This is a genomic window from Microcoleus sp. D3_18a_C4 (assembly GCF_036702415.1).
In the GTDB taxonomy this organism is placed as follows: Bacteria; Cyanobacteriota; Cyanobacteriia; order Cyanobacteriales; family Microcoleaceae; genus Microcoleus.
The window spans coordinates 1-19065 of record NZ_JAUBTI010000118.1; the positions used below are offsets into that span (position 1 = coordinate 1).

Genomic DNA, 19065 nt, shown 5'->3' on the forward strand with positions numbered 1-19065 from the left:
TGAGTTTTATCTATTTTTTAACCAATGTAAATACCCCCTTGACAATTTACCCCTCACCTTAACTTGTCACTAATGGGTAGCGAGTGGAATTAGACCGGGCGATTCCCTACGGGATAGCTTCGCACGCGCGTACTTGTCACCGGTTTTTTGGATATTTGCGATCGGCAATAGCAATGTCTCCTCAATTTCCTGCCGCACAGTAGGAGATACATTACAACCGCTATTAAGGCAATCTACCAGCAATTTCACTCGTCCTCATCAGAAAATAGAGAAGGTAAATCCCGTTCTCCCCTCACGATCCGAACAATTTCAATTAAGTTGTCCAGCGCCCGATAAAGAATTATGTAACCCCTGATAGGAATTCCCCGCACAGAAGAAGCTAGTTCCTCGTAACTGCGCCCTATATTGGGGAACTTAACTAAATTACGACACTTTTTATCAAAGTCTTCAATAAATTGTTCACCTGCATCTATATTTCTAGTTGCAAAGTAATCGGTAATTTCATTGAGATCGCGACTGGCTTCAGGGGAAATAATGTAGCGGATCATTGTTGATTTTCCCGCATTTTGCGAAATTTTTCCCGCAATCTAGCTATAACTGTCTCCCCATCAATTCCTTCGCCGCGTTCAAGCTGAGCTAGTCCTGCCGCTACTTTTGGACGAGTTTCATCGACCCATTCTTGATAAAGATCGCTCTGTTGCCGATCGCTTCTGTCTGCGAGTAGTTCCAACGCCGCAGCAATTACCTCATCCACCGAAGAATATTTGCCACTTTGGACTTGCGCTTCAATGAATTTATTATGGTCAGGTTTTAGAGTAATGTTCATGCGCTTTACTTCTAAGGAATGAGAATTAAATAAAATCCACTTTTCCTGTTTGTTGTGGGATGGGCGTCCCGCCCGTCCTTTCTGGGCGGGCGAGACGCCCATCCCACAAGAAAAAAGGGAAATTATTTAATTGACGATCCTAATAACTTTTAGCCATTATATCATTTCCACTGGCTCTCTCCGTGTAAAGGCGAAGGGGATGGCGATGGCGAGCAATTAAACTCGATCGCACTTGTCACCGATTTTTTGGATATGTGCGATCGGTAACAGCAATGTCTCCTCAATTTCCTGTCGCACAGCCGGAGATACATTAGAAGCGCTATTGAGGCAATATACCAGCAATTTATTAGCATCGTAATACTTCCTCAGCAATGACTTCTGCTGTTGGCTAAATTCCCAATCGTGACCTATATTGCGATAATAAATTATGATTTGTCTTAATTCCCTAGTCCAAACTTGTCCGTTAGCTTGCCACCATTGCCTAAATATTTCCTTGTCACCATCTGAGTGAGGTAGCTGTTTCTTAAGTTCTTGCAGTGCTTGCATCAATTCAGGTTCAACAACAGGGACAAGAAGAATGTCGTGGGAAAGACTAAGGGCTGGGTCAATAGCACCGTCGATTACAGGCAAAATGGCAAGGTCAAGAACAAGGTCAAGGGTAAGTTCAATAGCAGAGTCAAAGGTATGTTTAACGGCAAGGTAAAGGGCTGGGTCAAGGAAACGTTCAGGGTTACGATTAAGAGCAAGCTCAAGGGATGGGAGAAGGGAAAAGTAAAAGAATCTCACTGCCGCAGGTTTGTAGGGGAAATCAACAGAAATGGATTTTTGGTTTACCCACAGTAGGAATTGCTGTAACTCCTCGTCCTCAGCGACCAGTCCATCAACTTGTTGTTTCATTAACAGTAAAAAATCATCAGCTTTTGGCAACATCTCAACTGCTAACAACAAAACTTCTCGCCAACGCTTCTCGGTTACGTGGCTGAGCATTTTTTCCAAAGCTTGTGGAGTGGAGTTGTTAACTATTTTTGTAGCAGTAAAATACTCTGGGAATGTTAGATGAGAAAACGAATAAATCCCTCTTGCCCTTTCCACTAATAATCCATGTTGTGCCTCGATCGCCTTCAGGACAACCTCACTATGGTTCTCCAACTGAACGCGGTCAGTTGTGGCATCGGGTCAGTTAGCTAGATAGTCGGCAATCAATTGCTGAACTGTGTTTTTTTCAACAAAATAATCGCCCCGATCAAAAGTAATAGCTGCCACAAAAGCAAGTAAATGTTTCTGGCGGCACAAATTTAAATAGCGATAAACTTCATCCCGTTGAATGCCTCTAGTTTCATCCCATTTTCTGAGCATAATTTCCAGTCCTTCCTCATACAACTTGGCTCGGTTGGATGGGAAATCTGCTTTGGCTTGGAATACTAAACAAGTCAGATTCAACAAGATAGGCGTTACTGCCAATTCTCGGATTTGCTGATTTTTATTCATTTTTAGCTGCTCTACAAATTGAGACGCTAAAGCTTTCCCTGCCTCCTTATTCTGGGAAAAAGCCACAAACCAATTGCGAGCAAAGGCAGCGATTTGCTTATTATTAAAATCGGCTACCTCAACATTGGTAAATCCTGCGTCGTGAAATCTGTACTTAGAAGCTGCAATTCGACAGGTAATAATAAACTGATTGTTGTAATACTTTTGGACAAACTGACGAATCTGTCTGACGACTGCATCGCTATCTGATTCTGGCACTTCATCTAAGCCGTCCAATAAAATCAAGCCTCTGCCTTGACTGAGTGCGAATTCAGTTTGCGATCGCGCCTCAACTCCGCAACTGGCAAATTCGTCGCTGATATATTCTAATAAGTCAAGATTAGGGATTTCAGCAAAGGTTCTTAGGGGGATAAAAATCGGTATTTTGTTTGTTTCAAATTTTGCGCGATCGCACTGAATGGCAATGTGTTTCAAAAAAGTAGTTTTACCGGAACCCGGTTTGCCGAGTACCATCAGTTTAGAGTGAGATTTCACCGCATCCAATCCTGATACTCGTTTCTGGCGTACTTTACCTAAACCTAAGCGGTTCAAGTTATCTGCATCGGGATTGAAGTCTCTCAATAAGTCGCTAATTTCTCCCGGCTGTCAACTGGTAATTTCCTCCAAAATGTTGACTTCAACGTAGAGGTTGCTGAGATCAACGGGCTGTGCAATATCCAACAGTTGCATTTTGCTGTAAAGCTGTTGGATTTTGCTGTGGCATTTTTGCCGGATCTCTTGCACTACCGAATCAATATCCTGTTGGCAAAAATCTCTAACCCCCCCAACCCCCCCTTGGTAAGGGGGGGCTAAAGGAGGACGATCGACAATTTCTTCCCAATTCAACTGCAAAACCGTGCAGAAAGCCCTGAAAGCATTGGCTTTAATTGGGTCTATTCCTCCTAAAAAACGCCTCCAAGTTGGCAGCGAGAGGCCATCGGCATAGGGCCCGGCAATAGTCCAAGTTCGATCGGGCTCTAATTTTTGACTAGCTTCTACTAGCCATATCGGGTCTTCTATAGTCGAGCCCCTTTCTCTTCTAGCTTGCTTAATTTTTACTAATCCCTCTTCAGAGGCTTTGAGGGTGGTCATTGTATAATTTACTTATCTAATTGTCAATCTCAGTTTTCGCTCAGTTTAGCGATCGCAAACTGAGTTTGTCAAGCGCCGAGCAAAAAAGAGAAAATGATTGGGACAACAACTGCACGGCATACGGGAAAAGTCAGGCATAAATCATGCAAACTTAATCGTTCAGAATGCCACTGTCTTTTTTAGGTAAAAAAGTACACATTAAATGATGACAAAGGATAGCACCATGATAGATAACATAGATGAAATTCCGTCAGGTGGGATAGGTATAAAAATTATTGGCAAAATTGCCGATGAGCTAAGTTATACCCGCACTTCTGACGGCCGAAACTGTCTGTTCATTGTAAAATATTATCAGCAGCCTGGTCTAGTACCATCCCAACGCAGCATTGAAGATGGTTTTTTTAAGCGCGCAATCGATGTTTTAACCAGCTTTAATTTCGGGTTTCAAAAGCAACGACTTCCCCAATCCGAGCCAAGTTCTAACCAGCCACTTCACCAATTTAGGCTTGAAATAAATACTGATATCAAGGCTGTTGCTCAAGTTTTATCATGGGTTGAACAGCTAGATCCTCTACCAATAATTCCCCTAGTCGTTTTGCATCAGTGTAAACTTGCTGTGATTGAAGGGTTTACGAATGCTGTTCGCCACGCTCACAAAAATCTGCCATTAGAAACTCCGATAGAGCTGGAAATAATGGTATTTAACCAACACCTAGAAGTAAAAATTTGGGATTGGGGAGAACCTTTTGACTTCCAAGCGAAGTTGAAAGAAGAATTGCCCCAAAAAAGTCTGTATTAGTTGGAACGATCTGGGATTTTTGCTTCACTAAAGCTGTGCTGTAATTGCCCGGTTGAAATTGACGCTAGGAAGAAACTTTTTTGTTAGGACTACTGATACTACTCCCAAGATTCTCGTTGTGGATGCTTTCGGTCAATTCTAAAATCTAAAATCTAAAATCTAAAATCTAAAATCGAGTGACGCAGCCATCCGCAATCTAGTTCATCGTTTTTTAAATCAGAAATATCAAGTTGATTCGGCACCAGATGGCGAGACGGCTTTAGAATTGTTTGAGAAATTAAAGCCACTGCTAGTAGTTCTTGATTGGAATTTGCCGGATACTACAGGCTATCACCTCTGCCAGGAAATGCAGCGCCGTACTAATGTTTTTGTGATTATGCTAAGCAGCCGCACAGACGAAGCTGATAAACTTAAAGTCCTGTCTGCAGGTGCTGATGACTATATCTGCAAACCCTTTGGTTTGGCGGAGTTGGCAATTCGTATAGAAGTTGTGTTGAGACGGATGAGGCCTGTCACTTCATCACGTATTGTATTCGATCAATTCGCGATCGATTCAGCGCGTCGGGAAGCAACACTCAACGATCGCATTATCAAGTTAACAGCCTTGGAATTTAAGATATTGTATTTTTTGGCAAGTCATTCCAATCAATCTTGGAGTCGCCAACAGCTAATCGAAAAAATCTGGGGGTGGAACTGCGACGACACAGGAGAAGAGAAAGTTGTTAGCGTGCATATCGGCCAGATTCGCAAGAAAATGATTCAAGTTGATGCTAATGCGTCGCAGTTGATTAAAACTATTCGGGGTTACGGTTACAGGTTCGATCCGCCGAATCGCACGGCAATGGCAATTTCCTAAGCTCATCGGCATTAACCACCTTATTTGGTGAAAAACCTATTTTCCCACGTGCCGTCGGGCAGCCAGATGCCTCCTAGAGAACGAACGCGATCGGGTAACATGAAGTAAGCCCAAGCCGTGCCTAAAGGTTTGAGGTGTCGATCGAAGATTTCGATTTCCTGCCGCTGATATTCGTTTTGTGTCGGTTCGCGCAGCGGATGATAGTCTTCCAATCGGTCTAAATCGTCCAAAATAGCCGAGTTTGCGAAACAGAGGAGAAAACCGCAGACTGTGCCCTCTCCGGCCACCATCGCAGGATAGCCGATCGGCAGCGCAAAAAGTTGACCGCGGGCGATCGCGGGGCAAGCATCCACAACTTTTCCTTCGCAGTAGCGGAGGTAGTTGCACTCCCCCGGTTTGAGTGTGCCGTAGACAAAGACTTTCATCGGGTAGGGCCTAACCGCTAGTTTTTGCTAAGATAGATGGCTAAGCTAATAGTTTAAGTGTCGCGGGCGATCGCGACTGCAATCTTGATAAATTTCGTTGTTTACCCTTTCTTATAATTCATGACTCTAGCAGTTAGTTTTATTGCTTTTGGACTTCGGCCTTTGTACTTGAGCTCTTTTTTGCCGTTCCTGCCCCTTGACAGCTTGTTTTCGACTCAAGGGATTATGGTAATGCTACTGGCCGCCTATGCGGGGGCGATGTGGATGTTTCTCACCAGTGCTCCGAAGGTACACACCGTGATGGTATCGGATCTCGGACAAGCGAGGGAGTTCTATGAAGGTATGCTAAACCTGCCCGTAGCAGAAGTGCCGCTGCACTACTACTACAATTACGAGCAAACTTTGGGGACAACTGGTATTGATCCGCTGTATTTGTCGCCGAATGTCGGGAGGGCAACGACATCTCAAACAATGGGGAGTCCCGATGGTTTGTGGTATCAGTTGATGAAAAATACGCAACTGCACATTATTAGCGGCGCCGGTGCAGGGGAAAAAAATCGCCCGCGTCACGTTTGTTTCGATCGCGATTGTTTGGATCAGCTATTGATGAGGGTACAAACTCGCGGCATTAGTTATAAAATTCGCCGGGAAAAGCCGCTGAATTTTTTGGTCAAGGATTATGACGGCCGCGTGATTGAAATGGCTGAGGTTAGTAATTAAGTAGGTCGTTCTAATTAAAAGTAAAACGATCTCGCGCGCTACCCCCGGCTTTTTTTGTTGGGTAATATCATTCCGGCGGTGCCGGAATGATATTAGTCGCGAACACGGCTCATCTCCTGAGAGATAATGGCTCAATCAAAAAATGATAAGAATAGTTGAGATTTTTGAAATATCACTATATTTTGATTAAACTACCTTGATTGGTTTCCGGAGATTTTTGTATATTCCCAGAATAATCAGTAATAGTCTTGTTAACTAAAACCGGGAGATAAGTAGAAATGACCGAAGTTGAAGCCATTGTAGCAAGTTTGTGGGAGCTTGATGATGATGTATTGGAAGCTCAGCTAGGCTCTCGCGTACAAGCCATAGGGGATGATGTTGCTGGACGTGGAGCAACAGGGGTAGACCCAGCTTCCTTGGAATCTATTGATGTTAACGTTGCGGCTAGAGCAGCGATCGATCCAAGATTTTTAGATGCTGGTCGGCAGTTGTTCGATCGCGTCAACCCCTTAGTTTACCAACTTATGTGCAAACCCATCGGAGACGATGCAGAGACTCGGAAGATTCTAGATGAAACAATAAATCAGAACTATACCACAGCGGCTGGGATGTTGGCTCCTGTTTTAGTTAGTGGAGTTGGGTTAGCTCCTGCTGTTGCGACTCTTGTTGCAACTCTAATCATTAAAAAAGTTTCCAAATACCTGGCTACTGGAATTTGCGAGACTTGGGAGAAAAGTTTAGTAAAACCTGCAAGTTGAGTTATGTACAAAGATTAGTAATAAAAACTCTGTGAGGAGGCGATCGCTCAACTTTTTGAACTTTCCAGTCGATCCGTGGTCGCTTTCGACGGGCATCTCGTGTCCAGCAAAGTAGAAGAGCAGGCGATTGTTTTCGGCAGGTGGCTGGAGTTTTTCTGGCAGCCATTTGGTGAGCAGGTTCTCAAGCTCTTTCAGCGTGGGCTGGCGCCCAGTGTCATCTGTGATTAGCTCAACCTGATAGTGATACTCGTCTCTCAAGAGGTCAGCTAGTGTTTCAGCGTCAGGTTTTGCAGTCTTCAACTTGGCGATACCGTTTTGATATTGGTTGATGCCAATGATGATCGCTAAGTTGTGAGTAAAGTTCATCATCAATGAAATGTCCTTGCTCATGTAGATCAGAGCATCTGGTGATTTAGGAGTGCGATCGTCTTTTCAAGCCCGTGTATCAATCGAGTAACAGTTGTCGCATCACTGCCATAACGTTTCATGCAGAGAACCCCTAGAAGTTCTTAAGGTAAGTTGGGGCAAGTCTTTCGATAAGGTTCATCAGGAAAAAATTGTCGCCATTCCTGTTGCGTCAAATTACGGTTGAGGCGGGCACAAGCTTCATTAATTAGATCCTCTGGCTTCCACAACAAAATATGTACAGTTTCTAGAACCTGTAATGCCAAATATCGTTGACTAAGTGCAACATTTCCCAAGCCCCCATCGGATGTGATTCGTACCCTTGGTCTACCAGTCTTCACCTCCCAGATATACATTGGACGTTCATCTGTATCCTCTACACCTATCATTGCCAAGTATTGCCCATCTGAACTAAGAGCTATTGAATCTATTCTGTAAAAGTTTTCAAAACTAATACGCCCAACTTCTTGACCAGTACTAACTTCCAAAACCCTGACTAAATCCAGGGCTCTTGCACGTTCTGTAGTTACATCTTTACCTGATATTGCTAAATATTTTCCATCCGAATTTAGGGCAAATTTCCAGAAGTGGGGATCATACGAGGTATTAGGTATATTCACCAATTCTTTGCTATTAGCGGTTTCCGAGACTCGTAAAAAATCACCTAATCCTTCTGCATAATCTGTAGATACGACAGTGAGATTTAGGTATTTTTCATTCGGGCTAAAGACTATTGCCTTTACCTGTCCCTTTTGAGGTAGGCTTTCTAATTGCTTTTTAGTAGCGACTTCCCACACTTTCAATTGTGTGTTTTCCTCTCGATTGACAGCAGCTATATATTTGCCATCTAAACTCAAAGCAATAACTTCTGGACTTAGCCCTAAAATCTCTTGTGGTATGCTGGCTACTTGATTGCCAGTTGCAGTTTCCCAAATCTGTATCTCTTCAGTATCGACTGGGGCAATACCTTCGGCATCGGCTTTAGCTTCCTTGTAGTTTGTTATCGCGAGATATTTCCCATCAGGACTTAAGGCAATAATAGATGTAGAGCTACATGGTATACTAGCCATCGGAGCGTTATCATCGCCCCTAGTTATCTCCCATACTTGTATCCCTTCTGTAGTACCTGTAGCTAAATATCTCCCATGCGAGCTACAAGCAAAATTTCTTTCGCAGAAACTATCATGAGGCACACGAGCTATTTCTTTACCAGAATTTACTTCCCACACTTGCACAATATAGGGATTGGTCAATGCTTCAAAATTTTTTGTAATGCCACTTAAAGTGGTCAAGTATTTTCCATCAGGGCTAAAAGCAACAGCCCTCAGCCTTTCTTCATTGAATTCGGACAGTCGAGCTACTTCCCTGGTAGTGGACACATCCCATACTTGTAGTATCCCCCCAGCAGATGCGGCTATGTATTTTCCATCAGGACTAAAGCCAATGATTCTGACGCTTTCATTGTAGCTTGTACCGCCTGTTATATGAATTACATCTTTGCTAGTTTTTGCTTCCCAAATTCGTATCTGTGCAGGATTTTCAGAATTTGTTCCAGCTAGGTACAAGTCTTTTCCATTTGAACTAAATGCAAGGGCATCTATCCTATCTTTTTGTAGAATACTAACCTCTTCTCTAGCCGTCGCTATTTCCCATACTCTGACTAGCTGAGTGTTTTCGTCCAAACATACTGTAGCTATAAATTTACCATCAGGGCTGAAGGCAGTCTTGGCGAACAAATCGCTTTGGCTTATATAGGGATGATATTCAACATCAAGGTTAGGTATGTTGGTAACTTCATTACCTGTAGCTACTTCCCAAACCTGTAGACGGGAGATGTCGTCTGAATTAGAACTGACTGTAACTGTAACTAAGTACTTCTCATCTGGTGGACTGAAGGCAATAGCTTGTTTGGTAGCTACTCCAGATATATTGGTATATTTGTTGAGTGTAGTAACTTGTTCACCTGTATTTACTTTATATACTTGTACCTGTGTCGTTTTCCCCGATTCTATTTCCCCTGACTCTATAGTTACTACAGGTAAGTATTGCTCATGTTGGCTAATGTCAGTCGTTTTTCCCGATTCTATAGTTACCATAGCCAGGTATTGCCCGTTTGGGCTAAAGGCAACAGCATCAACTTGATGGGATATCTGAGTGATACGGCGCGGGAGCAAACTTAAACCACTACGCAGGGTGTTATCAGCTTCCAAGGAAGGAGATAGGCGTATAGATTCTATAGCAAGGAGAAGACTGCGCGGTAACAGCTTAACTAGCTGATTTCGTGCCAACTCGGCTTGAGCAGCTAACTGGCGAGATACTGCTAACTTACGTCGCTCTTCAGCTTCTTTCAGTTCATCGAGTCGTTGTTTCTTGCTTTGTTTTACAAATTCTGTTTCTAGTTTGTTGAGCCAGTTATTATTAGGAGATTCAAGTACTTTTTCTAACCAAGCCAGACGATCAACTTCTCTAGTCCAAAGACCACCTTTTTCTGTTGACCAATCATTAGCAGCAGGCGTTAAACGTTGTTGCAGTGCCAAATCCCCCTGGCTCTGCTTGATCCATTCCTGAAGTTTGTCCCAGCCACGTACTAGGAAATCGTGGGCAGGTTCGACGTAGGGTTCTCCTGTCTCCTGTCCCTTCACCAGCAAACGAGCTTTGACTAGCCGATCGCTCACCTGCGCCACACGCTTGTTCTCTTCCGAATCTGGATACACCAATTCAGACTCCGGCACCCGTCGCCGTGCCACTCCTCCCCCCTCAATAGTCACCATTCGCAGCATCACCCGTCGCATCGTAGTTTGGTATGCCTTACCCGATGCTTCCCCAAAATCTCTTACAAGGTTGTCATACTCCTCTGTGGCGCGGCGAGTCAGCGCTCCTGCGACTCCACCCAGTTCCTCATAGTCCTTGATTCGCAAAGCGCGATCGGTTGCATTATCCTTCGCCCAGCGCTCATACAATTTAATGTAGAGTTCACTTAAGGTAAATGAGAGCAACGGTAACGCTCCCGGCATCTGCCCCACCTCATCAATCAACTTGCCCACCAACTCCGGTGGTTCAAAGTACAACGCTTGCTTCAGGGCAGGTCCTTCGATCGCCTGTCGTAACTCATCCAAATTCATCGCCCGCACCGGGAATCGGGAATCTTTCCAGTAAGCCGAAAGGGGTGAGGAAAGGAAACGTGGTTCAAAGTCCGATCGTAGCGTCAATACAATATGTAACTGCTGAGAACATTCAACAATTGCCTCTCTCAGCACCTGCAAAAACGGTAGCCAAGGTTGAGATTCAGCAGCACGTTCACTAACTATCTCGTTGGGAGAATCGCTCTCCTGCCTGTCACCGCCACGAGTTTCTGTTTGACTCTCCTGGCTCATCGTAATCAACTCTTCAAACTGGTCGATCGTTAACAGCAACTTAACATTGGGATGACTCTCTTTCCACTTTTTAATAACTCTAGAGAGGTGTTGCGGCTCATTTTGGAGTCTATTACTCAGAGACTCTAGCTGTTCAAAAATTGCCCGATAAAGCTGCGATAACTGTTCCTTTTCTTGGGGATTGCGACACAAAGCCAAAAGCTGCTTGAAGTAATCCTCAACGACCAAAAGTTTAGCTTCTGGCTTTGCACTATTCCAAAACTCTGCTAGTTTGACAAACGCTGTATCTGTTGATTCATCACCCTTATCTTGACCGCTTTCTTCCTTGGGTTTGAACACCTCATCAAGAAAACTCACTTGAGAGAGTTGCTCGATCAGTTCCGGCTGAGCGATGGGCAGAATAGCTCGTGCTAGAGCCGTAAACGGAGACCGATCCGGACGCATTGGGTCGAGGATATACCATTTTGATTCCTGCCTCAACTCAGGAATCAATCCGGCTTTAACTAAACTGGATTTACCGGAACCCGAAACTCCCAAAACGACCGTGAGAGAACGATTCGCTTGAGACAGGCGATGCTGGAGTTCTTCAACTAATATCTTTCGACCGAAAAAGAAGTTAGCGTGTTTTTCATCAAATGATGCCAACCCACGATAGGGATTATTGCTCTCGTTCAGGAGTGGTGCAGGCTTGAGTTGCTCGGACGTGAATCCAGGTTTTGTAAAAACAAACTCTCCTCGGTCATACTCTAGCCTCATCGGATAGATTCCAGGCTTTTGACGAGAGCCAGATAACTCGCTGACCTGCTGATCTAGATACACATACAGTTCGTGAGCCGTAATAACGCCATCTGGAATCATGTCTGCTTTGTTTTCACGCAATCCTTCCAGTAGTGCCAGTGCAAACGGAGAATGCAGTTCCTGCTTCTCATCTGGAATTGCACCGCGCTTATCCTCAGCTAATTTAGCCACATCTAATGCTTCTTGGTCGTGCGCTGCCGAGGTTATTACCTGCCATGCTGGATAGCGAATGAAGCGATCGTAGTGTTCCCGCCGAACCGTTTCCCGTATCAGAATCATTTCCCGGCGACCGGCCCAGCGAAACGTTCCAGCAAAGCAGCAGTCCAGAATGACTAGCAAATGATGACACTCCAGTTTGCTCAGTGCCTTATACACCTCAGACATGGCTAGAAAAGAGCCGTCTTTCTGCCAGTCTGCATCCTGGGGTACTAAATATCCTTCTGGTCCGTCTTGACCGTTGTGGGGAATGCCATGACCCGCAAAGTAGAAAATTAGGCGATCGTATTTCGTGGGCTTGAGTTGATGGGGAATGGTTTTATCAAGTAGCGTTTGGAGTCCTGTCAGCGTGGCGTCTGAGTCGAACAGGCGAACTACATTTTCATCGAACAGGCGATCGCCTTTTTCATCTTGATTATATCCATACTCTGTTTCTAGCAAATCCGCAAGCGCCCTAGCATCACTGACTGGTGTACTCAGGTCATGAATGCTTTCGCTCTTGTAGCGATTAATGCCGATGACGACTGCTAGGTTGCGATCGAAGTTAGTTCTGTGGTATTCCCATTGCATGGCTTTGTCTCTAACTAATCTATTTTCTTGCTATTAACGTAAGGATTGAAGTTTATACGAACTTTTGGGCTGTATAACGAATAGATTTCATCTTGATTGTTTTTAAATCCTCATCTTCAATCTTTTCAACACTGCCATAGGAGGTGTTATGGTCTGCTGGAGATATAAAGAAATCCACTCTTTTAGGTGAAGAAAATAAGCGCCACTCTACTAAGCCCCTGCTCTCTTTTTGAACAAAAGTATATGTTAATTTTGTTGCTCCGGGGGAAAGTCCATTTAATAAAACTTCTGTATCTTGCCAGAGATTCATTGAAGAAAACCGACCATTCACATCAATGCCAACCATGTAAACGTGGATGGTTTCTTCTGTAAGATTATTAATTCTAAAATAAAAAGTGTTTTGGTACTCAATATAATAAGCTGCTTCATTACTAATTTTTGGTTGTTCAGCTATTTCAATTTCATCGGGAGCTGAACCTACCATAACGGTGACTTCGAGCGGAAACTCCGATTGGGCAATCGTTAGTAAAGACTTCCAACAATCGAGTTTTTCTCTAATCACCCAGAGGTCGTCACTAGAAAGTGGAACTAGACCAACAGGAGGGTTTAAGGTCAGAAGATTATCTATAATTTCAATGACTCTTTCAAAGTTTAGTTCAAAAAATCTCAATCTGTATTCTAAGTAAAGTGTTTCAGGACTAGAAGCTTTTAGCTTAATAAGGAGCTCTACCAATTCACTAAAAGTAGTAAAATTACCACTTTGTAGAGCAGAAAAGGCACGAGCTTTGAGTGCATCAAAGCTTTGATTCCGCAGCGAAATCACCATTTCACCTCGATCGTCTAAATCAAAGGAGCCAAAGTCTGGTGTTTGATTTGATTGGGAAGCTTGTGCTACCTGCTGCTGGATGAATAGTCCTAGTTCTGAAGAAGTGATTAGTCCATTACCATCCAAATCTGCTTTGCCCCAGTTAAATCCATCAACCAATGTGCCAGTAAAAAGGGAATGGCCAGGAATTGGTCCGCCATCTAGTGCAAGTTGCTCTCTTCGAGCAGAGGTAATTACCTTGCGACTGATTAGACTACTGAGGTATTTTTCATAATGAACTGCATCTCGGAAACTTTTCATTGCCTCACCCAAGGCAAAACCACTATGACAGGAATCCAGAATGACAAGAATATGTCTTGCTGGAAGTCTGCTGATGGACTGAAGGAGTGGATCGATCTGGATGTAGTCACTCCAATATTCTTTAGGTCCTCGTGCTTCTACCGGAACAATAAATCCGGTTTCTCCCACAACCTTGCCCCCCACCTTGTCAGTACGGGTATGCCCATGCCCTGCAAAGAACAGCACCAAGTTGTCATCTTCCTGCAACTCCTCTCGAAGTTGATCCTCAATCAAGGATTCGATCGCTGCTTTAGTAGCAGCCTCATTAAGCAATGGTGGAATCGGTGCGGAAAATCCCAGCTTGTCGATGAGTGTCTGTTGAAGCCCGATCGCATCCTGCACGGCATTCTTGAGTTTTTGCCAGTGGACATACTCGTTGATGCCAATCGTTACGACGAGCGATCGCCCCTGCTTGACAGGTTCAAACTCTACGGCTTCCAAAATCATTGCTCGATCGAGATTTTCTATTTCTTCGGTTAGCTCAGTCATAACTCCACGTTATATCTCTAGTTTCCAGCTATTCTGCATCGCACAAAATCTTACGGGAGGCTGTCAAAATCTGGAAAGTAGTTTGCTAGAATTAGCAACCTTAAATTCTCAGCTATTTGACAGCCCAATTCCGAAAGTATTATCTAGCGATCGTAAATGTCACCTGCTTGGTTAGCCAATCAGCATTCGGATCGGGTTCGTAAACCATCGCACGGGCTGACTCAGGCGAAGGTGCCTTATCAACATCAGCACCGATAATACTCAACAAATTGTTGAGAGGACTGATATTGGTAGATTTTCCCCTCGCTGCACGTTCTTCTGCTTTCTTGTTGAGCTTTTCTTCAAGATTGCCTTTTCTTTGACCCATATTTACATCAAGAGCAGGTAAAGTTAGCCACTCGAAGTTAGCGATACCGCGAGTTGCAAACAACTTGAGAGTTTCTTTGGCTGGCTTGTCATCATCTCCTGCTGGCAAAGCAGCACGCATTTTGAGGTATATTTCTTGCTCGTCAGCTAGTGTAAAAAAGATATCTTCAATTCCGTAAATGCGATATTGAGAAATAGCCCAAGTGGAGTCGAGATCGAGAACAGCAATATTGAGCGGTTGACTATCTGTATTCTTAACACGTAAGAAGACGATCTTACCCTGTTTTAAGACGATGTTACTCGGCTCCTTAAATGGTTGCCTGTTCTCGTCTACCAATTCACACTCAACGTGTTTTGCAAGTTCGGAAGAGGGATTGTCTAGTGTTTGTACCGCTTGATATTTGGTCAAATGAACTAAGCGATTTACAACTCCGATCGCCGCATCTGAAGCATCAATTTGTAGTGGCGTTCCTAAGTTTTTGAAAGGAGTTTCACTAGAAATTTCGTACTCACTATCTCTGCCAACCGCAACTTGATAGTCAGACTTTAGCTCATCGCCCGCTTTCACTTCAACAACCCAACCATTTCCTGTCAAAGCTTGCCGAACTTTCTCTAAAGCTTCCTGTTGTTTGTCAACTAACTCGGGTGGTAATTGATGCTCCTTATCGCCTGCTTCTTTGTTATCTAACAACAGGACTCGACGCACCAGAGCGACTGGTGCAGCCACCAGGACAGCAGGAGCGCCCAGTTCGATTTTGCTCTCTTCTGTAACCTTAATTCCTCCCTCTTGAGGTTCCAGAACTCTTGCCACTGATGTAGAGGCTTGAACCTCTACGATTTCAACAATAGCCAGTTGTTGTTGCCTGTTGGAAAAATCTGTGGCATTCAGTGGATAAATAGCAAATCGCGTACCGCTGCTGAGTCCTTGAGCTAATCCGGCATTCAAGGTAATTTGCTTTTGTTTGGCGTCTACATTGATAACTGTCACGCTGTACTGAGGCGGTAAGCGATCGTTCCCAAATACTGCGCGAGTGCCGTCACCGATTAACATGGGTAACTGTTGGGGAAACTTACTCTGAATTTGAGCGCAAACGCGATCGTACAGTTTGTTGAAACTCAATGCTGTAGAACTCGTAGCCAGAGTCTGAATTAGCCAGTAAGTCAGGGCTCCATGTTGCTCTTTACCGTCAAACGGATACTCACAAGCTACCTCATTGGGGCGACAGGCTGCTAAAAGAAGGTAATTCTTTATGGGAGGAACCCATGCAATATCACCATCTACTCCTTCAGTTAGAGTTTTCCAGTTTTTGCTCAACTCCTCAAGCGGAGCAACCAAGCTTTCCTGATTTGGCGGTGTTTTGTCGGTTTCTTCTCCGCTGCGGATAGCACCATCACCTCGGGTTACTCCTCCAGAGTGACAGCTATCCATAATAAGTGTGACAATTAACCCTTTGTCCGTCATCCGCTTCAACACCATCGCCAATTCCACATCGAGTAGGTAACGACCTCCAGCGCTAATATCTGAGGGCACAATACCTTCATCTTCTTGGTCAGCCCCTTTCAGTTCTGGATAGATGGTTGTCGCCCGTCCTCCGTGGCCGGCGTAGTAAATGTATACCTGCTCTCCCGGTTGCGCTAGTTCTGTAATGGCTTTAAACTGCGCCACAATGTTTGCATAAGTTGGTTCCGGGTCTTTGGTTGCGATCGTTTGAGCAACTTTAGGATTCGGAGAAGTCAGCCTGAAAATCCGTTCGGATGGAATTTTCACCGTTTTTAAGAGGTAGCTTGCTACAAGATTGATGTCACCCACGCATCCTTTAAGATCATTGTACAACCGATTAGGCTTATAGCCGTCAATGCCAATTAATAAGGCATAAATATTCGGTGTTTGTTCAGGTTTATCAGCCATTTTTACCTCATTTTTGTAGCTTATTTTTTTCATGCTGAGCGTTGGTGTATCGGCAGAGTTCTAGAGCCGTAAGTTATAGCTATTCAGAAGACTCTGCCAATTCAACAACGTATTTTTCAGCTCAAGATTTTGTTAACTCGATCGCCAACCGCTCAACCCAGTTTTTGGCGGGTTTTCGGTCCGACAATTCCATCTGGTTCTAAACCCTTCTGCCGTTGAAATTCTTTGACGGCTTTGTCTGTTGCTGGTCCAAATTCACCATCAGTCCCAACTACAATGCCAGCCTTGTTCAAAGCTTCCTGAAGCTTTGTAACATCAGACCCTTCCATCATCGGTCGGCTGAGTTTCAGCAATCTGGGTTTTTCATCCCACGGTGCTATCTCAAATCCCATCGCTGGCGAGTTCTTTAGGGCAGATTCGGTTTGAGGCCCGTAACCACGATCCTCGTCAATTTTTTGGTTTGGATGGTTGTTATTCCAAAGCTTCTGAATTGCTAGCATTGCTGTGCCACGAATATCTTGTTTTCCTCCTCCCACGTAATCAAAGTGAGGAGGGTCAATATCACCTAGCCAATGCCAACCGTAAGCCTCCAAATACGGACGCCAGCCGTCATAGTCTTCAATATCGATCGCCAAGCCGCTTTGATGATTGCTCTTTCCTGGAGGCGCTACCAGAGAAAAACCACAGCCGCTACCCCAATTGTACAAAAGCAATTGCTGTGCAATGGTGCGGTAGGCAGAGTTGACAACCATCTTCACGCCGCGGTCTTGAATAGCGCTTTGCAAGGCTTTTTGAGCGGCGGGTTGCAAATAGGCATAGGCAGCATCGCCTAAATCCACATTCAGATCGTCAAAGCTGACCAGCGCATCTGGAACAATTAAATTCATCTGATGAATCAATTGCTGGGACAGTCCATTGACAATTGCAGTCGAACAGCCTGGAGCATCTTTAAGAAGACCATTAAAACTTCCCCTGATTACACCAGAACGTGGTTGTCCGAGATTAATCTCATCGCAGCGTTCAACAGGATATTCAGATGTTTGATTCGACGTGCTAATTACTGTATCGGACATGATTTAGTCTCCTAATTAATTGATTAAAAATCCCTTGTTGTGAAACGAGCTATTTGCCACGCGAATTTACAAGCGCTTAATCCATCACGTAAGGCTTTTTCACTCGTCTAAATTGACGGGAAAAGTTAGAGAGATTTGCTACACCCATTCACTCTGTTCACAACCCCAATATCCGTCGAGTTTCAGCACCGACAATTCCATCCACCGTTAGCCCTTTTTGTTGCTGAAACAGTCGCACGGCCTTGTCAGTATCATTGCCAAAGAATGCATCAGGTTCGATATTGATTCCTGCTGCTTTCAAAGCTTTTTGTACTCGACGAACATCCTCACCTTGCATCATGGGTTCGGTGAGTTTCAATGTGCGAGGTACTTCTGAGATTGTTTCCCCTGTTACTTCTTCGCCTGTTCCTTCATAGGTTAAGAATAACTGCCAGGGTTTTCCCAAAAACAGCGATCGTTCAGCCAAGCGTCGGCGTGTCAGCCCTAGCCAGGGTGTACGATCGACTTTATTCCACACAGGAAACTGATTAGCTGCTCCTTGATAATTTCCCTGGTTCAAAAGCCTTAGAAGATTTGAGCCTCCAAAACCTTGTGCTCCTGGACCCACGTTGAAGCAAAAACAAACCAGTGCAGAAAACTGATTATCATTGATCTGAACTTCAACGGCATCCTCAACAAAGGATTCAAATTTTTCTAAATCTTTGCTCAGCAATTCTTCTGCTTGCGTTTGGCTAATCGTCAGTCCTGGAAAAACATCGTTGCCAGTGTGTCCGTAACCAATTGTCCAAACTCCACCGCCGTCATCATAAGCAGTCAGCTTACATCCTTCAAACGTAGTGAGAAGCTTAAAGCCTTCTCCATTGATGTGCTTTGAACCTCTGCGTTCTGCCACAACATCAGGCGGTTGTTTTTCTGGAGGATTAATGTTGTATGTTTTAGCCACGCTGAACTTTAAAGCATCAATTAATGCTTTTACTTGTCCATTTGTCTCGGTGACTTTAACGGCTAGGTCGTCTTTTATTTCGTACACGCGACCATCGCCGAAGATTTCAAGTGATCTTGGCATTTTAGTTTTTCCTTTTGAAAAAGTAGATTCGATCGAAAGACGCATCCTGAAGATCCCGATCGCCAAACTTTTGCCTGCCTCTGACAACGTGTGAAAAGAGTTGATCAATTCATACTTGTTATCCAAAGTCTTTGTTCGACCAGTGATTTCACTAATTACGTCTGTCCCAAAGTAAATTCCGGGATTTTCTTGAACTTTTACAAAAGTTTATTTTTGCCGATCGAGAACGGTGTGGTGCTTGTTCTCTTTACCGATCGCGATCGCCCAATTCCACCGCTATCAAATTACACTTATGAGTCCTGGACGTATCAACTAATCAACGAGCATAGTTGAAACCCACATTCAGCAGCCGCAACGGGCCGCGTACAGTACCCCGTGCGGATAGAAGTGAATCAGGAGAAACAGTAGTTAGTAATAATATTCAATAATGTGTATCAGTAAGTATAACCCTGTTGGGAATGGGGCCCGAAACAGCTCTCGATTCCACTCCCCGTCAACGGTTTTGACCCAATGAGTCAGAAGAGTGGGTTTGCGGCTGTGGGAGTGGGGGCGTCAGCTTAGGAATGAGAATTAAATAACTTCCACAAGTTTGTGGGATGGGCGTCCCGCCCGTCCTTTTTGGACGGGCGGG

Annotated in this window: 17 protein-coding genes; 4 read left to right on the forward strand and 13 right to left on the reverse strand. The window is 44.3% G+C overall.

Going from position 1 to position 19065, the window contains the following annotated elements:
• Positions 1-69 precede the first annotated feature (69 nt).
• From QUB16_RS33730 to QUB16_RS29110, 6 genes are all read right to left on the reverse strand, one after another.
• Positions 70-249 (reverse strand): NACHT C-terminal helical domain 2-containing protein, encoded by a 180-nt coding sequence (locus QUB16_RS33730; RefSeq protein WP_445251178.1) that lies wholly within the window; start codon positions 247-249, stop codon positions 70-72.
• The gene (locus tag QUB16_RS29090) at positions 246-548 is read right to left on the reverse strand and encodes a type II toxin-antitoxin system RelE/ParE family toxin (protein WP_333321553.1); all 303 of its coding nucleotides are present in this window, start codon (positions 546-548) and stop codon (positions 246-248) included. Before QUB16_RS29090 ends, QUB16_RS33730 begins: the two co-directional genes overlap by 4 nt.
• Complete coding sequence (locus tag QUB16_RS29095; protein ID WP_333321555.1) at positions 545-826, reverse strand: type II toxin-antitoxin system ParD family antitoxin; 282 nt, start codon at positions 824-826, stop codon at positions 545-547. The genes QUB16_RS29090 and QUB16_RS29095 overlap by 4 nt, the downstream gene beginning before the upstream one ends.
• 216 nt (positions 827-1042) lie before the next feature.
• Positions 1043-1975 (reverse strand): NACHT C-terminal helical domain 2-containing protein, encoded by a 933-nt coding sequence (locus QUB16_RS29100; protein ID WP_333321557.1) that lies wholly within the window; start codon positions 1973-1975, stop codon positions 1043-1045.
• Positions 1976-2002: 27 nt separating this feature from the next.
• Positions 2003-2935, reverse strand: a complete 933-nt coding sequence (locus QUB16_RS29105; protein WP_333321559.1) for an NACHT domain-containing protein — start codon at positions 2933-2935, stop codon at positions 2003-2005.
• 24 nt (positions 2936-2959) lie between these two features.
• A complete protein-coding gene (locus QUB16_RS29110) occupies positions 2960-3445 on the reverse strand; it encodes a hypothetical protein (protein ID WP_333321561.1) in 486 nt (161 codons plus the stop codon).
• Between the two features lie 223 nt (positions 3446-3668).
• Here QUB16_RS29110 and QUB16_RS29115 point away from each other — a divergent pair, with 223 nt between their 5' ends.
• Positions 3669-4244, forward strand: coding sequence for an ATP-binding protein (locus QUB16_RS29115; RefSeq protein WP_333321563.1), 576 nt, complete (start codon positions 3669-3671; stop codon positions 4242-4244).
• 187 nt (positions 4245-4431) lie between these two features.
• The gene (locus tag QUB16_RS29120) at positions 4432-5100 is read left to right on the forward strand and encodes a response regulator transcription factor (protein WP_333321581.1); all 669 of its coding nucleotides are present in this window, start codon (positions 4432-4434) and stop codon (positions 5098-5100) included.
• A 20-nt stretch (positions 5101-5120) separates the two neighbouring features.
• On the opposite strand, the gene QUB16_RS29125 is transcribed toward QUB16_RS29120, so the two are convergent.
• Positions 5121-5525: a gamma-glutamylcyclotransferase gene (locus tag QUB16_RS29125; RefSeq protein ID WP_333321565.1), complete on the reverse strand. Its 405-nt coding sequence runs from the start codon at positions 5523-5525 to the stop codon at positions 5121-5123.
• Positions 5526-5645: 120 nt separating this feature from the next.
• Here QUB16_RS29125 and QUB16_RS29130 point away from each other — a divergent pair, with 120 nt between their 5' ends.
• Positions 5646-6245, forward strand: a complete 600-nt coding sequence (locus tag QUB16_RS29130; RefSeq protein ID WP_333321567.1) for a glyoxalase-like domain protein — start codon at positions 5646-5648, stop codon at positions 6243-6245.
• A 278-nt stretch (positions 6246-6523) separates the two neighbouring features.
• Positions 6524-7003, forward strand: coding sequence for a hypothetical protein (locus QUB16_RS29135; protein WP_333321569.1), 480 nt, complete (start codon positions 6524-6526; stop codon positions 7001-7003).
• Here the strand turns inward: QUB16_RS29135 and QUB16_RS29140 are convergent.
• The 6 genes from QUB16_RS29140 to QUB16_RS29165 all read right to left on the reverse strand — a co-directional run bounded on the left by QUB16_RS29140 (position 6983) and on the right by QUB16_RS29165 (position 18434).
• On the reverse strand, positions 6983-7372 hold the full coding sequence (locus QUB16_RS29140; protein WP_333321571.1) for a caspase family protein: 390 nt from the start codon (positions 7370-7372) through the stop codon (positions 6983-6985). The two genes, QUB16_RS29135 and QUB16_RS29140, sit on opposite strands and share 21 nt — an antisense overlap.
• 140 nt (positions 7373-7512) lie before the next feature.
• A complete protein-coding gene (locus tag QUB16_RS29145; RefSeq protein ID WP_333321573.1) occupies positions 7513-12366 on the reverse strand; it encodes an nSTAND1 domain-containing NTPase in 4854 nt (1617 codons plus the stop codon).
• Between the two features lie 52 nt (positions 12367-12418).
• Positions 12419-14020 (reverse strand): caspase family protein, encoded by a 1602-nt coding sequence (locus QUB16_RS29150; protein ID WP_333321575.1) that lies wholly within the window; start codon positions 14018-14020, stop codon positions 12419-12421.
• A gap of 139 nt (positions 14021-14159) precedes the next feature.
• Entirely contained in the window at positions 14160-16295 is a 2136-nt protein-coding gene (locus QUB16_RS29155) for a caspase family protein (protein WP_333108348.1), read from the reverse strand.
• Between the two features lie 152 nt (positions 16296-16447).
• On the reverse strand, positions 16448-17368 hold the full coding sequence (locus tag QUB16_RS29160; protein ID WP_333321577.1) for a peptidoglycan-binding protein: 921 nt from the start codon (positions 17366-17368) through the stop codon (positions 16448-16450).
• Between the two features lie 157 nt (positions 17369-17525).
• Positions 17526-18434 (reverse strand): glycoside hydrolase family protein, encoded by a 909-nt coding sequence (locus QUB16_RS29165; RefSeq protein WP_333321579.1) that lies wholly within the window; start codon positions 18432-18434, stop codon positions 17526-17528.
• Between the last annotated feature and the right edge of the window lie 631 nt (positions 18435-19065).